Here is an 18568-nt window from a genome sequence, read left to right as displayed (position 1 = left end):
ATATTACGTTTTGAGGTAACTTAACATAAGGTGGTTCTCCCACCAAATGAAAGCAGCTTATGCGAAACGGAAGGCGTTACATAAGAAAACATACAAATACATCGACATCCGTAGGCTTCTAACTTGGAGGCGATTTTTATAAGAGAGAGATAAATTGACGAGAATTTATTTACTAAACTTGGAAAGAAGTGTTTTTGTGAAACAAGTATGGGAAGTTTTAAAAGAACAAATTAAATATACTCCGATGATGATTCGTATTTCGCGTTATGAAGACCGAGCGAACTATCAAAGTCACTACTTAGGATTATTATGGGAGATTTTAAATCCGCTAATTCAAGTCGCTATTTATTTCCTAGTCTTTGGTTACGGGTTAAGAGGAAGCTCCACACTTCAAGGGACAGACGTTAGTTTCCTTGAATGGATGCTAGCGGGAATTGTGCCGTGGTTCTTCATTAACAGTGTTGTCATGCAAGGAACAAATAGTATTTTTAATAAAATTCATCTCGTATCAAAAATGAATTTTCCGATGAGCATTTTGCCGAATATTACTATCATCTCGAATCTAATGAGCTATTTTGTGATGACCATCATTATGGTAATCATTTTCTTAGTGAAAGGAACACCTATCAGTATTTACTGGGGGCAATACCTCTATTATTTCGTTTCGATGATTTTATTCTTATTTAGCTTTTCGCTTTTCAATGCGACAATCACTGTCTTAGTACGAGATTACTACATGGCGCTTCAAAGCGTTATGCGCGTTTTATTTTATTTAACTGGGATTGTTTGGAATATCCCGCAACTATTGCCTGAATGGGCTGCTAACCTATTAAAACTAAATCCATTTATGTACATTGTAGACGGCTTTAGAGATTCGCTTCTGCTCGGAAAATGGTTCTGGGAGTCGCCGTCTTATACGATTTATTTCTGGCTGCTCACCTTATTTTTCCTCTTTGTCGGATCAATCTTACACATGAAATTCCGCGAAAGATTCGTTGATTTCGTATAAGGAGCGTTTTGTATGAGTACAAATCTAAAAGTATCTTTTAAGCACGTGTCTAAAGAATACGATTTATTTGCGAGTAAGGCGGAAAGTATGAAAGCTGCCTTCCGTAAAGAGTCCCAAGATTCATTTTGGGCATTAAAAGATGTGTCCTTTACTATTTTTGAAGGGGAGTCAATCGGTATTATTGGCATTAACGGTTCTGGAAAGTCCACGATTTCAAGTATTATGGCTGGTATCGTGCAGGCGACAGAAGGCGAAGTTAAAACAAATGGCGTGGCATCGCTCATTGCGATTAATGCAGGTTTCAAGGGACCACTCACTGGGCTTGAAAACATCCGCCTGAAATGCCTTATGCAAGGATTAACGAACAAACAAATTGAACGTATCCTACCAGATATTATCGATTTTGCCGACATTGGCGATTTTATCAACCAACCCGTCAAAAACTATTCAAGCGGCATGCGCTCACGCCTGGGATTCGCTGTATCGGTTCATATTGACCCGGATATTTTAATTATCGATGAAGCTCTTTCTGTCGGGGATGACACATTTTATCATAAGTGTGTGAATAAAATCGAGTCGTTTAAAGCAGAAGGGAAGACAATTGTTTTTGTGAGTCACTCCTTAGAGCAAGTGAAAAAGCTATGTGACCGTATTATTTGGATGCATTACGGTAGCTTAAAGGAAATTGGCGCAGCAAATGAAGTGGCGGAGTCCTATGAGTCGTTTGTAAAATGGTTTAATGAACAATCGAAATCGTTTAAGAAAGCCTACCAACTAGAAATGAAAGCAGCACAAAAAAGCCGTCCTGAAAAAATTCATGAGAACCCAGCTTTTAGTGAACAAAAAGTAAAAGCAAGCGATAAATGGCTACTCGTTTCGGGCGTAGCTTGTCTGGCTCTTTTTGGAACTTTAGTTGCGACAGGACATTCATTTTTAGGTTTATTTTAAAAGAACAGCTGAACCATTTTGGTTCAGCTGTTCTTTTTATAGAAGCCGATCGGTTTGATCAATATAAATCATTTCTTTCAAGAAATCTTTGTAGTAATCCGATTCGAAATGTGAAAAGGAATGCCCAAATGGATAGTAATAATCACCAATATAGCCTTTGTTCGTGAAATCAATGACACGAACGTTTGGTGCTTTCAACAAGAAGTAGTTATTTAAACGGTCCCATAAATACTGTGCTTTTTGAATAGCCATTTTATTTGGATAAACTGTTTTTTTCCCAACTTCATCATAATACTCACAGGTGAAGCCGCCTTTATTCAAGATAATCCGGTTTTCAGGAATAATTGTCGTAAGTTCTTCAATAAAACGATCGGCATAATGCGTCCATTCGTTAAAAAATTCTTCATCATTCAAATGCGTCATCATTCGGTGACAAGGTAAATCATCAGCAATGTGGCTACCTTCAACAATGTAGGAAAAAGTAATGGCCGTTTTATCATTCAACCACATAACAGGGCGAATAGCATCGGCATATAAATCAATAATAAAATAATCCGGTTTTGCTTTTTTTAGCCGCTTAAAGAAATCCTTCTTAAAGTCGTCTTTCATATAAGTCATATCAAAATGAGTGATTTCATCCTTATACTTATTAAAATCCACTTTTTCATCAAAATCTTCCGTCATAATGCTTATGAGCGAGGAATGCATTTGCGTAAGAGCAACATGAAAGAAAGACTTATACTCTGGATTAAAATAAGGGGAGGAGTTAAACGCATTGCGACTAAAGCAAGTTCCCAGTACAGCGATATTTTTAGCTTGTCCTTTGCTCGTTGGACTTGGAGCAATTCGAATATATAAATTATTTCTAGACATTTTAGCTAATTTAAAATCAAATGCTTTTTTGGGAGCCGTTTGTAATTTATTCTCAAATTGAATACTTTCAGGCACATAAACAGGAAAATCAGGGAAACCATCAAGACGAATAAATGCATCCCAAATTTGATATGGCTTGAAAGTATCGAACGGAAATAAATTCGCTTTATTTACTTTTACATGATAGGACGATAACCAGTTTGTTTTAAAAGGAAAAATCAGCTCTTCTAAATACTCAAATTTCAAGAATTTCTTATCGCGCCGTTTTAAAACAAATTTGCCATTCTTTAGTGAGTGTTGGCTTTCAAATTTAAACGATAGCTCTTTTGAACTCTCAGAAAAACTCTGTATTTGCACTTCTTGCTCCACTTTTTTGATAAAATAAAAAGCCAACCGATTTGAGCCAGTTTTATAAAAAGAAATACTCGTGTAAGGAATTGCATCCGGAAAAACAGTTTGATCCACATTGTTTTTCAAAGATTCGGCTAAATCTAAGTACATAGGATGAGATTCTTGGCCAGCAGTTTTTACAACTAAAAAGCAGTCTAAATTATTTAAATCATCTACTAAGAAAGCATAATCTAATCTATCAAAAGAAATGTCAAAGCTAAAATTCTGATTTTTAATATCAAAAAGTTCGAATTTTTGTACATGTTCAAAATAGTTATAGAGGGTAGGGTTAGGACGTCTTTTAATCACCAACTGCAATTTCAAGTTTTGTCTAGCCCAGTTAAAAGCATCTGCTTGAATAGAACCGGAACCACTAAAACCATTTTTGGTTAAAGTAAATGTTTCTAATATGGCCTGAAATGGCTTAGGCGTTGCGACTAGAATAAGCTTACTCGTTGAAAGATTAAACTCAAATTCAAAAAAGCTATCAGCATCTTTTAATGTATCTACTTGGCTGATGTCATTCGTTTGAACGATAGCTTCGCCTCGACTTGTATGGCATAAAAATGTCCAATTTGTTTTTCGGTCGTGAAGTGATTGTTTAGAGAGTAAAGCAAAAGGGACTTCTATTTGATAGAAACCATCTGCAAAAGCGGTTTTTAACTCAAATGACTTCGCCGGATGGATAAACTGGTTTTGTTGCTTATAAACTGCAGAAACAGTTTGAATGTCTACAGAACTTTTTAAATCAATTAACCAAGATTGTGTTTCTGTAGAGGTAGTAATTTTAGCAGCGATAACTTCCATGCGTATTCTCCTTTTCATTGTAATGCTCACATAAAATATTGTACCATAAAAAGAAAAATTTAAATCTTTCATTGCTTAAAAAGTGTATATTTTTTGTCGAAAGATGTTTCGATTTCTTTACAATTCTATTTTTTGACCGCAAGCGCTGTAATATATGTTATAACTAAAAAGTACCAAAGTAAACAAGGAGGAGATTTTAATCAAACATAGAAGTAATCATTGGCGATTTTTGATTTGTTTAGCTCTTATGTTGCTATTCATTCTGCCTGTGACAGAAAATGCTCAAGCTGCTACGTCATATAGTACGTATTATGCGCCAAATACAATTAATTTGAGAGCAAGCAGAACGTTTGATAGCAAAACGATTGTTCAAATTCCGAAAAATGCATCCTTTAAGGTGCTTGATGGATCAAAGGACAAAAATGATTGGGCAGAGGTCACATATAAGTCATATAAAGGATATATGCAAACGCGTTATTTCGCGAATACAAATCCAACTAAAACATACACGACTTACTATGCGCCATCAAATATCAATTTGCGTGAAAATCGAACATTTGATTCAAAAACGATTGTCGTTATTCCAAAAAATGCATCGTTTATTGTTGAAGACAACTCCGCAGATGGAAATAATTGGGTACGAATTATGTATAATCAAAAAGAGGGTTATATGGAAAAACGCTATTTAACGTTGTATAATCCCTCGAAAGGTTACGGCACATATTATGCGCCGAGCCCGATTAATTTACGTAAATCAGCAACTTTTGATTCAGCAACGGTAACTCAAATTCCAACAAATGCATCTTTTTCTGTGGAAGACAACTCAGCAAATAGTGCGGGATGGGTGCGAATTATTTATCAAGATAATATCGTTGGTTATATGCAGCAACGTTATTTAAGTGGCTATGATCCTCGTAAGACATACAACGATTATTATGCTTCTGATGTAGTAAATCTGCGATCAGGTCGTGATTTTTCAACAAGCGTTTCTTACGTGGTACCAAAAGGACAAGTCATGTATGCTTTGCAAGGATCAACAGATAGCAATGGCTGGACAGAGTTTCAAGCAAATGGTCGAAAAGGTTATATGCAATTGCGATATGTTACAGCTAAAATTCCTAATGCCACATATGTTAATTATTATGCAATTAACAATGTTAATTTAAGAAATAAACAAGACTATAATTCACCAACCACCGTAACGATTCCTGCGAATCAACCTGCACTCGTTAATAAGGCTGATATCGGTAAAGAATGGGTGCGTGTAGTGTATAACAATATTCCTGGTTATACGAAGTTAGGATACTTGTCTAATGGGGCTCCTATCCAAAAACGTTATTACACGACAACTTATCCTACAACGTTTTCAAGCATGCTTGATACAAACATGAGGCTAACTCCGCAGACGGATAAAAAACCAAGTCAAATGTATATTTCAAGTGATGGAACATCTGTTACAGGCACAAGCGGCAAAGTTACGGCTACTAACATTTCAGTTAGAAGTGCCGCTAATACCAATGGTTTTGTTGTAGCAACGTTGAAAAAAGATCAGACATTTACCGTTTTAAATACGATAACTGATAGCAACAAGAAGAAATGGTATCAAGTGAACTTTTCGAGACAATGGTTTAATGCCAATCGAACTGATACTGCCTATTATTTAAATCCTAATAATTTTAGTAAAAACTCAGCAAGCTACTTGCAATTTCTTATTTTGTCGAAGCCAGCAAACATTGATCCAGCAGAGGTTAATCGAACGGTCTTAGCTGGAAAAGGAATACTAGCGAATAAAGCAACTAGTTTCCAAACTGCGGCTCAGCAAAATAGTGTTAGCGAAATTTATTTGCTGGCACATGCGCTTCTAGAAACAGGTAATGGTACATCTCAATTAGCAAATGGTGTAGTTGTGAGCAGCGTAGATGGCAAACCTGTTACACCTAAAAAGGTGTATAACATGTATGGCATTGGAGCTGTTGATAGCGCGCCACTTCAAAAAGGCTCAGAACGCGCCTATAAAGAAGGTTGGGACACACCTGAAAAAGCGATTATAGGTGGAGCTAAATTTATTGGTGATAAGTACATTAATGCAGGTCAAAATACGTTATACAAAATGAGATGGAATCCAGCTACTCCAGGTACTCATTTGTATGCAACTGACATTGCTTGGGCATACAAGCAAGTGAATACAATGAATCAAATTTATAGCAAGCTTACGCGTTACACCCAAGAATTTGATACACCAATTTATAGGTAAACAAAAGGCCAAGGGTATTATTACCTTTGGCTTTTCATGTTGTATTTTTATAGTAGAAGTTGATTAAAAAAGTTTATTTTGCTATATTAATAGATAGTTTGAAAAGGAGGATGGTTTTTTGAAGAGCAAAAAAAAGATGTGGTATCTTTTCTCTATTTTTATCGGATTTATTTGTTTATTAGGCTTTTATAAATTTGATATCATTAGTTTTTTAGTTATCTTTTCCTTTGGAGCAATGCTTTTTTTATGCATACGACAATTGGAACATCTCACATTTAATTGGCTAAAATGCGTGGGTAGCATTTTGATAGCTGCATTTTGGTTAGCATCTACATATTTAGGAAATTTATCGTCTCACACAATAATAAGCTTTATCTACATATTAGGGGCATTTTACTTTTTAACAAATTTATTTTACTTACTTTTACTTGAACTTGCTCATCCGTTCTCACCTTTAGTTAAGAGTCGAATTAAAAAATATGAATTAGCCATATATGCCGGCATACCTTTTGTTTCATGGATGTTTTCATTTTTAGCTTATTTTCCAGCAAAAATGACTTTTGATTCTTATTATCAATGGGCAATGGCACATGATGTTAGGCAGTATAGCGCATGGCATCCGCTACTACACACCTTATGGGTGGAGTTCACATCTAATATTTATAATTCTCCAGCTAGTTATATTTTCACTCAAATCGTCGTAGTGGCACTTATTGTTGGCTATGCCATCTATTCGTTAACGAAATTAGGTTTACCGAAATTTTTAGGATATTTACTTGTTTTTGGCTACGCGCTTTGGCCTGTTATGATGTTATACAGTGTGACAGCGTGGAAAGATATTCCGTTCGCGGCATTCATTCTATTATTCACAACATTATTAGCAAAAATTGTTGCTTCAAACGGTACTTGGTTGAAAAAACCACTTAATCTTACTGCACTTATTTTAGTAGCTTTTGTAACAATTAATTTAAGAAATAATGGTGTATTTATTGTCGTCGTTACTTTGCTTCTTTTAGTCATTTTTATGAAGGGATTCAGAATCCGAACGGGCCTTGTGTTTGTTATCGTTATGGCAATGAATTTGCTTTTCAATGGTCCGGTTGCAAATGCACTAAATGTGCAGCAAAATCCGTTAAACCAAGCTTTAGCGATTCCGTCACAACAAATTGGTGCAACTTTTTATTACAACGGTCAGTTTACAAAAGAATTAAAGGACTATTTTACTGAAATTTTACCTGAAGAAAATTGGAAAAAAGACTATAATCCTTATACGGTTGACCCAATTAAACATGATGCAGCTTATAACTCTGCGCCTATTGATGCGGATTTTGGGCTATACATTAAAAACTGGGCGAAGTTAATGACGGATAATTTTGGGATTTATGTAAAATCATATTTGGATCAAACTAGTGCGATTTGGCGTTATCAGTCGCCAGACAACTATTCAGTCTTTTTCGGTTCAACAGCAAAATTACAAGATATTAATTATGATATTCGAACATTTGCGATAATGACAAATACGCCGAATGATGTTGAAAAGGTTAACCGGGCAGGGTACGAACGCTATATGAATGAGCTTAAGTCTGTAGGTGTAGACAGCAATCTTTCTTATGAAGATTACATTAAAAATAGTGTTGAGCCATCTGCTAAACCGCTATATTCCGACTCTAAATTTACAAGCTATGACAATTTTTTAAACCAACTTATGGAAAAAGTTAGAACGGATTGGCAAAATATTTTACTTAAAGGGGCAATTCCGTTATTGCTACTTCTAATTGCATTTGTTTCAAATCTTGGTAGGGGCAGAAGATTAAGTTGGCTACTTTTTGTACCAGCGTTTCTAGCTGTTGCAACAATTGCTGTTGCGATGCCAGCGACAGACTTTAGATACAGTTTTAGCTTCATTTTCACAGTGCCTTTCCTATTTTTTGTTGCAAAGCTAAACTTGGAAAAAAATTAGAATTATTTGGAGGCAAAGAAAAACATGGAAAAAGTGGCTGTTTTAATCCCTTGTTACAATGAAGAAATTACTGTAGGAAAAGTAATACGGGATTTTAAGCAAGAATTACCAAATGCTGACATATACGTATACGATAATAATTCAAGCGATCGAACAGTTGAAATTGCGAAAGAAGAAGGTGCAATTGTACGTTCGGAAGTTAGACAAGGAAAAGGGAATGTTGTTCGAAGCATGTTCTCAGACATAGATGCAGATTACTATGTGATGATTGATGGCGATGATACATATCCTGCAGGAGCTGTGCACGAAATTTTAGACGTTCTAAGAAATAACGAGGCTGATATGGTCATTGGTGACCGTTTAAGTAATGGAACGTATTCGAGCGAAAATAAGCGGAATTTCCATGATTTTGGGAACAATTTAGTGCGCAACACGATTAATAGTATTTTTAAGAGTAATATTCGTGATATCATGACAGGCTACCGTGGCTTTAATCGGTATTTTGTAAAGACAATGCCAGTACTAAGCCCAGGGTTTGAAATTGAAACAGAAATGAGTATTCATGCGCTAGAAAATCGTTTTTTACTTAAAGAGATTCCAATTGATTACCGTGACCGCCCTGAAGGAAGCGAATCGAAACTGGATACATTTTCTGATGGGATGAAGGTAATTAGTACTATTATACGCTTATTTAAAAATAGCAGACCGTTTTTGTTCTTTGGCATTTTGGCAGCATTGTTCCTAATTATTGGCATAGCCGTAGGTATTCCAGTGCTTGTTGGTTTTGCTAAAACTGGGTTAGTTTTGAAGTTCCCTAGTGCTATTTTAGCTGTAGGCTTAATCATTCTAGCTATGTTATTTTTCATTTGTGGACTTATTTTAGATACAATTCAACATCGAAATAAACAAATTTATTTTTTAGAGTTAGTAAAATATAAAGAAAAAGCAACACGAAAAACGACTTAATTACATATTAAGTCGTTTTTCATATTAATAATCAGAAAAAACGGATTTTTAAAACATAAAGACCTATTGAAGTTTTGTTGTTGAGGCGCTAGAATGGAATGTATAGTAATCATTTTTGATTACAAATTTAATAATAGAAAGGATGCGCTATGAAAAAAAGAAATTGGGTTGTTATTCTGCTTGGAATATTTTCTCTGATGTTATTTTTTGTGAATCCGGAGAAAGTTTTAGCAGAATCTGGGGACAGTGGTATTGGAGCAAATGAAATTTTAGATAAAGAAGTTAACGAAAAGGTGTATACCCCAAAACAACAAACTGAGGAAGAAAAAGATGAGAATAAGCAAAAGCCTGTCGAGGAAGAACAGGGCCAAATGCTTTTTCGTTCTGCACTTCCAGGAGTATCCGCGACGTCTCTTTCTACGCTAAATCAGCATATCATTAACCAAAACTATCCGAAAGCAACTATTCAACAACAAATCAAGAATTTTGATCGCTTTGCTTATCAGGATGGTGTTGGGAAGCCTCGAGGTATTGTTATTCATGAAACGGCTAATGATAATTCAACGATTACGCAAGAAATCAATTATATGACGAACAATTGGCAAAATGCATTTGTCCATACGTTCGTAGATCATAATCAAATTATCGAAATCCATCCAACTGATTATGCAGTTTGGGGAGCTGGACCGAAAGCAAATCCATATTTTGTGCAAGTTGAGCTAGTACGTGAACGAACAGCAGATGGTTTTTACCGCTCTGTTTATAATGATGCTTACTATGCGGCTTATATTTTAAAGAAGTATAATTTAGCACCAGTAAATGCCCATAATACAGGTAGTGGAACGGTTTGGTCTCATGACGCTGTATCACGTTACCTAGGTGGTACGACACACAGTGATCCGGTTGGATACTTTTCAAGATGGAACTATTCATTTAATGAGTTTTTCCAATTGGTTCAGTATTTATATGATCGTATGGATGTAACTTACTATGCTTCTTCGCCAATTAATTTAAGAGCGGATGCAAATTGGTCTTCCAAGACGGTAGCAACAATTAAAATTGGTGGTTCGATGAAAGTTGATCCAGCTAAAAGTAAGAATGGCTGGGCGTATGTCAATTATAATGGAACGATTGGATATATTCCTTATGCATACATTCAAACACAGAACACCTTTAAAACGGTTTATGCAAAAGATAACTTGAATTTACGTTCTGATTCTAGTTGGAGTTCAAGCGTATCTGGCGTTGTTCCGGCAGGGAAAGCTATTGTGGCTAACTCATCAAAGAATAAAAATGGTTGGTCATATGTCACGTATGTCACGAGTACTGGAAACATTTCTGGCTATATTCCAGCTGCTTATTTTCAAGATACAAACCCATTGAAAACCTATTATGGGAAAAATGATCTTAATTTAAGAGCTGACAGCAATTGGGGTTCAAAAGTTGCGATAACAGTACCGGTAGGAAAAGCGGTTGTTGTGAACAGTGCGCTCGCTAAAGATGGCTGGTGGCATGTTACGTACAACGGCGTTTCAGGATACATGCCAGGAAGTTATTTGCAAACTACAAACCCGATTGCCACTTACTATGGCAAGGATAATTTGAATCTTAGGGCAGATAGTAGCTGGGATTCAAACGTCACCACAACTGTTCCGGTTGGTGAAGCCGTAACTGTAAACTCTGCTTTAGCCAAAGATGGTTGGTGGTATATCACTTATAAAGGTGTTGCAGGGTATTTGCCGGGGACGTATTTGCAAACAACGAATCCGATTCGTTATGCTTATGCTAATGATTTGCTAAATGTTCGCGCTGACAGCAATTGGAGTTCTGCGATTAGTGTCGTGGTGCCAGCTGGTGAAAAAGTGCAAATTAATGATTCTAAAGAGAAAAATGGTTGGGCCTACATGACATATGCTGGGAAATCAGGATATTTGTCTGAGGCATATGTTTCAAAAGAGAATAAATATACAGCTTACTATGCGATAAATGCGATTAATTTAAGAGCCGATAGTAACTGGAATTCTGCCGTTGTTGGTGTGATTCCTGCTAGAGCAAAAGTGGCTGTAGATTTAAGTAAAACTAAAAATGGTTGGTTATATGTGACCTACAATAATTTAAAAGGTTACATTCCCGAAGTTTATTTAAGTAAATAAATAGTGAATCCTCAAGGGGGAGACGATAAGTCGATACCTTGAGGATTTTTTTGAACAAAAATAGAGAAGGTCGGGATTCCGATCCTTCTCTATACGATAGTTGTGAATTAAGAATTCTTTTTCTTGCTTGTAGCCTTATCGTCTTTATGCATTTCAAGATAAAGCTTATCGACTAATTGACGTACGTTATCTTTAATTTCAGGGTGTTCTAAAGCAAATTTCATTGTTGTTTCGATAAAACCGAATTTATCACCAACATCAAAACGTTGCCCTTCAAAATCATACGCGAAAACACGTTGGATTTCATTTAAGCGATTAATCGCATCGGTTAACTGGATTTCTCCACCAGCGCCGGGTTCTTGTGTTGCTAAATAATCAAAAATCTGAGGTGTCAATAAATAACGACCTAAGATTGCTAAATCAGATGGTGCTTCATTTGGATCAGGCTTTTCAACAAAACCTTTTACATTAAATAAACGATCGCTCATCTTATCAGCAGGATCAATAATTCCATAACGATATGTTTCTTCGTGTGGAACTGTTTGAACACCAATGACCGAACTATGAGTATGCTCATACTGGTCGATAAGTTGTTTCACACAAGGAACTTTAGACTTAACAATATCATCGCCTAGCATGACAACAAAAGGTTCATTACCAACAAAACCCTTTGCTTGTAAAATGGCGTCACCTAACCCTTTAGGTTTAGATTGTCTGATGAAATGCAAGTTAATATTTGTTGTTTCTTCCACAAGGTGGAGTAATTCAAGTTTGTTCTTTTCTCGTAATGTTATTTCAAGTTCAGGAACAGAGTCAAAGTGGTCTTCAATCGCACGTTTTCCCTTACCTGTAACAATTAAAATATCTTCAATTCCTGAGGCCATCGCTTCTTCAACAATAAATTGAATCGTAGGCTTATCTACAATAGGTAGAATCTCTTTTGGCATAGCTTTTGTAGCAGGTAAAAATCTAGTCCCTAATCCTGCAGCTGGAATAACAGCCTTTCTTACTTTCATCTCGAAACCTCCAATAAATATGTACTTCATTGCCTCCTAACATTATAAACGATATTGATGCAGAATAGCAAGACTGATTTCTGTACTGATAAGCGTAGAAATAGATTGGCGGAAGCTAACATGCGCGGGAGAAAATCGAATTGGAATTGACATCCATAAATTTAATAGCTAAAATTAAACAAGATATGCCATTTAGTTAGGAGAATAATATTTTATGAACATGCGAGTAACTGAAAACAAAAGAGTCGCAATAAGTATTATCGTGCCGCTTTACAATGTGGAAGAAGTCATCTTAGAAACTTTAAAAAGTATTGAAGCTCAAACATTTGATAATTATGAAGTTTTACTTATTGATGATGGTTCAACAGATAGAACAATTGAAATTGTAAAAGATTTTATCAAAAACCATAAACTATTTAAACTTATTCAACAAGAAAATGCGGGGCCAGCAGTTGCTCGGAATCATGGTCTTCGAAAGGCTCAAGGAGAGTATATTTGTTTTGTAGATAGCGATGACATTATTCCTGATAATGCGCTTGATTTAATGTATCAAGCAGCAGTTAAGAATAATGCTGATTTAGTTACAGGGGCAACTAAACGGTTTAATTCAGAGAAAGAATGGTTCATTCCTTCTCATGTGGAACACAATATTGCCAAACCGGGGAGTAAAACGATTTTCAAAAATCCGGAATTGTTTTATTCGATAGGGCCGTGTGCTAAATTATATCACCACCAATTAATCGAAAACCTTTTTTTTCCTGAAACAATTAGATATGGAGAGGACCAGCCATTCGTACTTCATGCATTGCTGAATGCAGAAAATATTTATACGGTAGAAAAAGTGGTTTATTACTACCGTTTGAGGGACGGTGAAGGTGAGTCCTTAACACAATCAGTCTATAAAGATCCTGTGCGTATTTTGCAATCTGTGTTTGGTGTTTTTGATTACGGGGAGAAAGAAATTAAAAACAGTAAGACGCCTGAAAATATTGCGTTGGAGTATTATAAACGTGTTTCTAGTGTTGAATTGTGGGCTGCTCTCAAGGCATCAACAGAAAGTAAAGATGTTGACATTCAAAACACCTGTTATACGATGATTTTAAATTGGTTTGAAACAAAATCGGATAAGTTTTTAAACTTAATTCCATCTTTCCGTTATTTTCTTATGTATAGTACGATGGACCGAGCAAACTATATTCGAAAGGGAGCTAGGGCTTCTTTCCGCAAACTAATTACTTACTTGTGGGCAAAACAAAGAGAAGAGGCAAAGGATGCTTTCATCAAAACCTATCCTGTATACTACCAAGCGACCATTAGTATTATAGAGGAAGACAACTGGAAAAAAGCGAAGAGAATTTCTAACCGATTTATTATTCGTTCGAAATTAAAAACGCCACGCCTCGTAAATGGTTTTGCGCGAAGAATCTTATTTAAATTGGTGAGTTTTTTGCCGAAAAAAGATTATCTTGTACTTGCAACAGAAAGAAGCGTGAAGCTTGAAGGCAATTTATTAGCGATTTATGACTTTATGTTTTTAAATAATCGACCTGAACGAATTTTTGTCTTTTTGAATAAACAGCGAAGTTGGTTAGAAATACTACAGCTTTATTATGTGTTGGGGCGTGCTGAGAATATTGTTTTAGATGATTATTACAATAAAATCTATGGATTGAAGTTCAGTAAAAGAACTAATGTTATTCAATCTTGGCATGCGGCAGGGGCTTTTAAGAAGTTTGGCTTTAGCGCATTAGAAGCCGATGATTCAAACACTGAAGAATTTGAAGCGCGAGCGCATTCGCCTTACTCTGCCGTTTTAACGAGTTCAGAAGCGATTGTCCCGCAATATGCAGAGGCGTTTCGCAAAAAGGAATCTCAAATATTTCCAATTGGTGTGCCTAGGACAGATATCTTTTTTGATCATGACTATAAAGAATATATCGAGGAAGTTTATCGGAAGCAATATCCGATTTTACGCGAAAAGAAAGCCATTCTATATGCGCCAACCTTTAGGGGCGGACCAGACGAGCGGAAGAATTTCTCTGTTGTCATGGATGTCAAAAAAATGCGCGACTGCTTGAGCGATGAATACGTCTTAATTTTAAAATTTCACCCGATGATTAAAAATATCACCATGAATATTGATTTAGACGATCCATTTATTATTATGATTGATTCGACAGATGATATAAATGACGTAATGCTATTTAGTGATGTTCTAATAACAGATTATTCTTCAGTGATTTTCGAGTATAGCATTATGAATAAACCTATGTTTTTCTTTGCTTATGATATTGATAATTATTTTGATGAACGCGGTTTTTATTTCAACTATGAGGAAATGATCCCCGGGAATATTTACAAGACAACAGATCGATTGGTTGAAGCTATCAAATTGGATCAATATGATTATGAGAAATTAGTTTCATTTAGAAAGCAATTTATGTCTAGTATTGATGGTCAATCCACCCGTCGCTTTATTGAAACTTTTATAGATAATAAAGGGGGGAGAGCATGATTTCAATTATCCAAGTGAGTTCGGAGGAACGTGTTCAAGAAGCACTTCCGAAATTAAATACAGCTGAAGGCGAATTTATCCTTTTAAATGGAAATGAATCGGACATCGTAACTTCTCAAATTATGACTTTCGCTAAAAATTATGAGGAAGTTATTGCAAGTGCAGACATTCATTATTTTCAAAAAAACCCTGTCTTTTTAAAAGAAGTCAAGAACTTTTCTTATGAAAAAACAGAGTTAGAAGAAGGGTTAAACTATATCAATGAAGTAGAGCTTTCTGTGCCTAGCTATCTCGAACAAGAACCCTTTCTAATCTTTGAAGAAAATTATCATTTTATGTTGGTTCGTAAAAAAGAACTTTTGAGTGCAGCGAGTGAACTTGATGGCCGCGATAATTTTGAGGAGTTAATGTTTAGATTGCTTTCGAAAAATCAAAGTATCGTTAAACAAAAAATCTTAGAATTTCAAGATGATGTTTTCCAAAAAGAATTAGCTGAAGTGGATGTGGAACAAGTTTTTGAGAAGTATGCGTTTTTAAAGATGCGGCAGGAGAAACATAGCCATATTCGTTTGCTTAATCAAAAGTATAATATTAATACTTTGAATTATTTAGTTCGGGAGCAAATTGGCCCGTACTTCCAGCAACTCATTCTCAAAAATGAAGTAGCAAAAGCGGAAACATTTTTAACCAGTTTACTGAAAAAACTAGAGCAATTAGATAAAATAATTGTTTCTGATTTAGTTTCACTTGGTTATTTCTTCGTGCAAGTTCCAATCGAAAATTATCAAAATTTAAAGAGCGACCCATTATTTGTCGAAACATATCTGAAATTTAGTACATTTTTATTTGATCAAATGCATTTTAATTCAAGACAATACTACTTGCGTTTTTACCGTCAAACAACGAATGCATTGTATAAAGCTGTGCGGGCAAATTCTGATAAAGAACTACAAAAATGTAATGAACTATTTTTTAGCAAGTAAATCAATATCAAACAGAAGTTAGCTAAAAAACTAGCTAGCTTCTCTTTATGGCTGAGGGGATAAATATGGAGACGAAAGAACTTAATAAAAAGTGGATATATGGCATTAGTTTTGTTTTGCCTATTTTGTTAGTAATCATTGCACAATCATTAAACAGCATGTCTTTTTGGGGAACAAAAACGTTTCTGGCTGCCGATTTGAAAAGCCAGTATATCTCATTTCACTATCTACTGCATGATTTGATTTACGGAAAAGCGAATTGGGGATTTACATTTCAAGGTGGCATGGGTGTAGGAACACTCGGGATAATAGGCTACTATTTGATGAGCCCATTTGCTTTCATCATCGCGTTGTTCCCAAAGGACTTATTAGTATACCTGATTCAAATTGTTTACTGGATTAAAGTAGGTCTTGCAGGATTATTCATGGCAATCTATTTAAAAAACACATTTAAAAAGATGACGTGGTGGACAATTCCGCTTGCTATTAGCTACGCGCTATCAGGTTTTATAGTTGTTTATCAATCGAATATTATGTGGCTGGATGTAGTTTATATTTTCCCCATTATTATGCTTGGGGTAGATAAACTTATTCAAGATGGAAAATCTGGAATATTCATTTTTGGTATTACATATGCTCTTGTTACAAACTTTTATATTGGCTATATGGCTTGTATCGGGGCATTCTTATATTTTCTTGTTCGGATTTTTGAGCTCGGGGAAAAGCCGATTTCTTTTTGGAAGAAGTTTTTCCATTTCGTTTCATCGGGAATTATTTCTGCCTTATTAGCGGCACCAATTGTTGTGTCAGTAGTGTTAGAAACGCTATCTGCACCAAAAAAGGATCAGGCTATTCAATGGTTTAAGTTTGATTTAACAGAACCAATCAATACGTTAAGCAAATTTTTAACGGGCGTTCAGTATCCACTTGTGGATGTGAATCAAAATGCGCCCAATGTTTACGTAGGCCTCTTTATTTTATTATTAGCTGTGTTATTCTTTTTAAATCGCACTATTTTATTGAAAACGAAGTTGTTGTGGTTAGCCGCTTTAATCGTATTATTTATAGCGACGCAAAGTGTTGGAATGAACTATGTTTTCCACGGGTTTGCGGAACCAAACGGATGGCCATATCGTTATATTTTCATCTTTTCGGCCTTTGCAGTTGTCATGGCGGCTAAAAGTATCGATGTATTTTCAGGTTTGAAAATGTATCAAATCTTAATCGTTTTATCTGCTCTGCTGCTGTTATTTGTACTGCTTTACTTGAACAATGGCGAAATCATCTCTAGAAAAATTTTAGTTATCAATGCGGCTATGCTTATTTGCTTGACGATTGGCCTGATCGGTCTCGAGAAATATCAAAAAATCGCTATTTCGTGTTTAGTGTTACTCGTTGCAGCGGACTTACTGATGAACACCTATCAAACAAATCGCGTCTACCCGGCTGAAACGTATGAACAATACAACCAATTTGATAAAGAAAAAACAGCGATTGTCTCGGAAGTTGGCGGCAGCGATTTTTCAAGAATGGATTTTACAAGTCAACAGCCGTTTCGAAATAATGATTCATTCCGCTATGGTTTGAATGGCATAACCAATTACAATACACTTACGCATAAGCAACTGAACCAAAATCTAGGGAAACTAGGCTTTTTAACAACACCTTCGATGGTGTGGTTACGCTACGAAGGGAACACTTTAATTACCGACTCCTTGTTTGGCGTGGCATACAACATACAACCTAAAAATAGCCAGATTACAAAAGAGGGTTTTAAGCGGGTCATGCAAACTGCTTCTTACGACGTTTATCAAAATCAAAACGCGCTTTCCTTAGCCTACATTCCGCAAGTGGACTATCAAGCGGTTAGCAGTAAACTTGATGATCCGTCGCTAAATTACTTTGAGAAGCAAAACCTACTTTTTTCCAAAAAAGGAAGTGAGTTACCGTATTTCCAAATGACGACCCCAGTAAAATGGGAGGCAAAAGATTTAACAGTGACGCGAAACAATAATGTTTTGACGCTCCAAAAAAATCAACACGTCACGGAAGGGAAATTGGAAGCACAAATTGAAATCCAAAAACCTTCGCAACTTTACCTGTCATTAAATGGAATCGTGAATAGCGCTACGCCTTTACAAATCTATGTAAACGGTAAACAAGTGTCACATTCTACCTTTGAGGTAGCGCCGCATATTATTAATCTTGGCGAACAAAAAAGCGGGGTGACCACCGTTACTTTTGTAGTTCGAAACGCGGTGGAAAACATCGGTGGTTTACAGTTTGCTAAACTGGATTTAGAAATGTTCCGAAATCGAGTGAATGCCCTAGAAAAAAGTAACGTACATGTAGAAAAAATACGTGAAAATCAGCTAGAAACAAATTTTGTAGCAGAAGAAAAAGAAACTGTCCAATTTACAATTCCGTATAGCAAAGGCTGGAGTGCCAAAGTAAATGGCGAAAAAACTGAAATAACGCCACTTTATAACAAGAGTTTTATTGGGGTTGAAGTGCCTAAAGGGAAAAATAAAATTGAGCTGAGCTACAGACAACCTGGTCTTTTTGCAGGATTCCTTGCGCTACTAGCAGGTAGTGCGCTATTGATCTGGTTAAGATTTAGAGCGAAACGTTCGTAAGACTCGCGTGAATATGGATAGCTTCTTTTTACAATCTTTTATGTTACAATATAGCTGT

11 protein-coding genes are annotated in these 18568 nt (G+C 35.8%); 9 read left to right on the top strand and 2 right to left on the bottom strand.

Annotated elements, in window-relative coordinates:
- Positions 1-196: 196 nt before the first annotated feature.
- Both BN1609_RS01835 and BN1609_RS01830 read left to right on the top strand, forming a co-directional pair.
- Entirely contained in the window at positions 197-1009 is an 813-nt protein-coding gene (locus BN1609_RS01835; RefSeq protein ID WP_088809062.1) for an ABC transporter permease, read from the top strand.
- A 12-nt stretch (positions 1010-1021) separates the two neighbouring features.
- Entirely contained in the window at positions 1022-1957 is a 936-nt protein-coding gene (locus tag BN1609_RS01830; RefSeq protein ID WP_088838691.1) for an ABC transporter ATP-binding protein, read from the top strand.
- 36 nt (positions 1958-1993) lie between these two features.
- On the opposite strand, the gene BN1609_RS01825 is transcribed toward BN1609_RS01830, so the two are convergent.
- Positions 1994-4027 carry a DUF6270 domain-containing protein gene (locus BN1609_RS01825; RefSeq protein ID WP_088838692.1) on the bottom strand — a complete coding sequence of 678 codons (2034 nt, stop codon included), beginning with the start codon at positions 4025-4027 and terminating at the stop codon, positions 1994-1996.
- A 247-nt stretch (positions 4028-4274) separates the two neighbouring features.
- Between BN1609_RS01825 and BN1609_RS01820 the strand changes: the two genes are divergently transcribed.
- From BN1609_RS01820 to BN1609_RS01805, 4 genes are all read left to right on the top strand, one after another.
- The gene (locus tag BN1609_RS01820; protein WP_088808693.1) at positions 4275-6281 is read left to right on the top strand and encodes an SH3 domain-containing protein; all 2007 of its coding nucleotides are present in this window, start codon (positions 4275-4277) and stop codon (positions 6279-6281) included.
- 304 nt (positions 6282-6585) lie between these two features.
- Positions 6586-8241 carry a DUF6020 family protein gene (locus BN1609_RS01815; protein ID WP_159457868.1) on the top strand — a complete coding sequence of 552 codons (1656 nt, stop codon included), beginning with the start codon at positions 6586-6588 and terminating at the stop codon, positions 8239-8241.
- A 24-nt stretch (positions 8242-8265) separates the two neighbouring features.
- On the top strand, positions 8266-9207 hold the full coding sequence (locus BN1609_RS01810; protein WP_088808695.1) for a glycosyltransferase: 942 nt from the start codon (positions 8266-8268) through the stop codon (positions 9205-9207).
- Positions 9208-9356: 149 nt separating this feature from the next.
- On the top strand, positions 9357-11360 hold the full coding sequence (locus BN1609_RS01805; protein WP_117584596.1) for an SH3 domain-containing protein: 2004 nt from the start codon (positions 9357-9359) through the stop codon (positions 11358-11360).
- Positions 11361-11467: 107 nt separating this feature from the next.
- On the opposite strand, the gene galU is transcribed toward BN1609_RS01805, so the two are convergent.
- Positions 11468-12376: a UTP--glucose-1-phosphate uridylyltransferase GalU gene (gene galU / locus BN1609_RS01800; protein WP_088808696.1), complete on the bottom strand. Its 909-nt coding sequence runs from the start codon at positions 12374-12376 to the stop codon at positions 11468-11470.
- A gap of 214 nt (positions 12377-12590) precedes the next feature.
- Between galU and BN1609_RS01795 the strand changes: the two genes are divergently transcribed.
- From BN1609_RS01795 to BN1609_RS01785, 3 genes are all read left to right on the top strand, one after another.
- Positions 12591-14891, top strand: a complete 2301-nt coding sequence (locus tag BN1609_RS01795) for a CDP-glycerol:glycerophosphate glycerophosphotransferase (protein WP_088840456.1) — start codon at positions 12591-12593, stop codon at positions 14889-14891.
- Positions 14888-15874: a hypothetical protein gene (locus tag BN1609_RS01790; protein WP_088840455.1), complete on the top strand. Its 987-nt coding sequence runs from the start codon at positions 14888-14890 to the stop codon at positions 15872-15874. Before BN1609_RS01795 ends, BN1609_RS01790 begins: the two co-directional genes overlap by 4 nt.
- Before the next feature lie 65 nt (positions 15875-15939).
- On the top strand, positions 15940-18510 hold the full coding sequence (locus BN1609_RS01785) for a YfhO family protein (RefSeq protein WP_159458321.1): 2571 nt from the start codon (positions 15940-15942) through the stop codon (positions 18508-18510).
- Positions 18511-18568: the final 58 nt, after the last annotated feature.

The organism is Listeria sp. ILCC797, from assembly GCF_900186185.1.
Classification (GTDB): Bacteria; Bacillota; Bacilli; order Lactobacillales; family Listeriaceae; genus Listeria; species Listeria goaensis.
The sequence above is the reverse complement of the archived record's forward strand: the minus strand, read 5'-3'. Positions and strand labels throughout refer to the sequence as shown.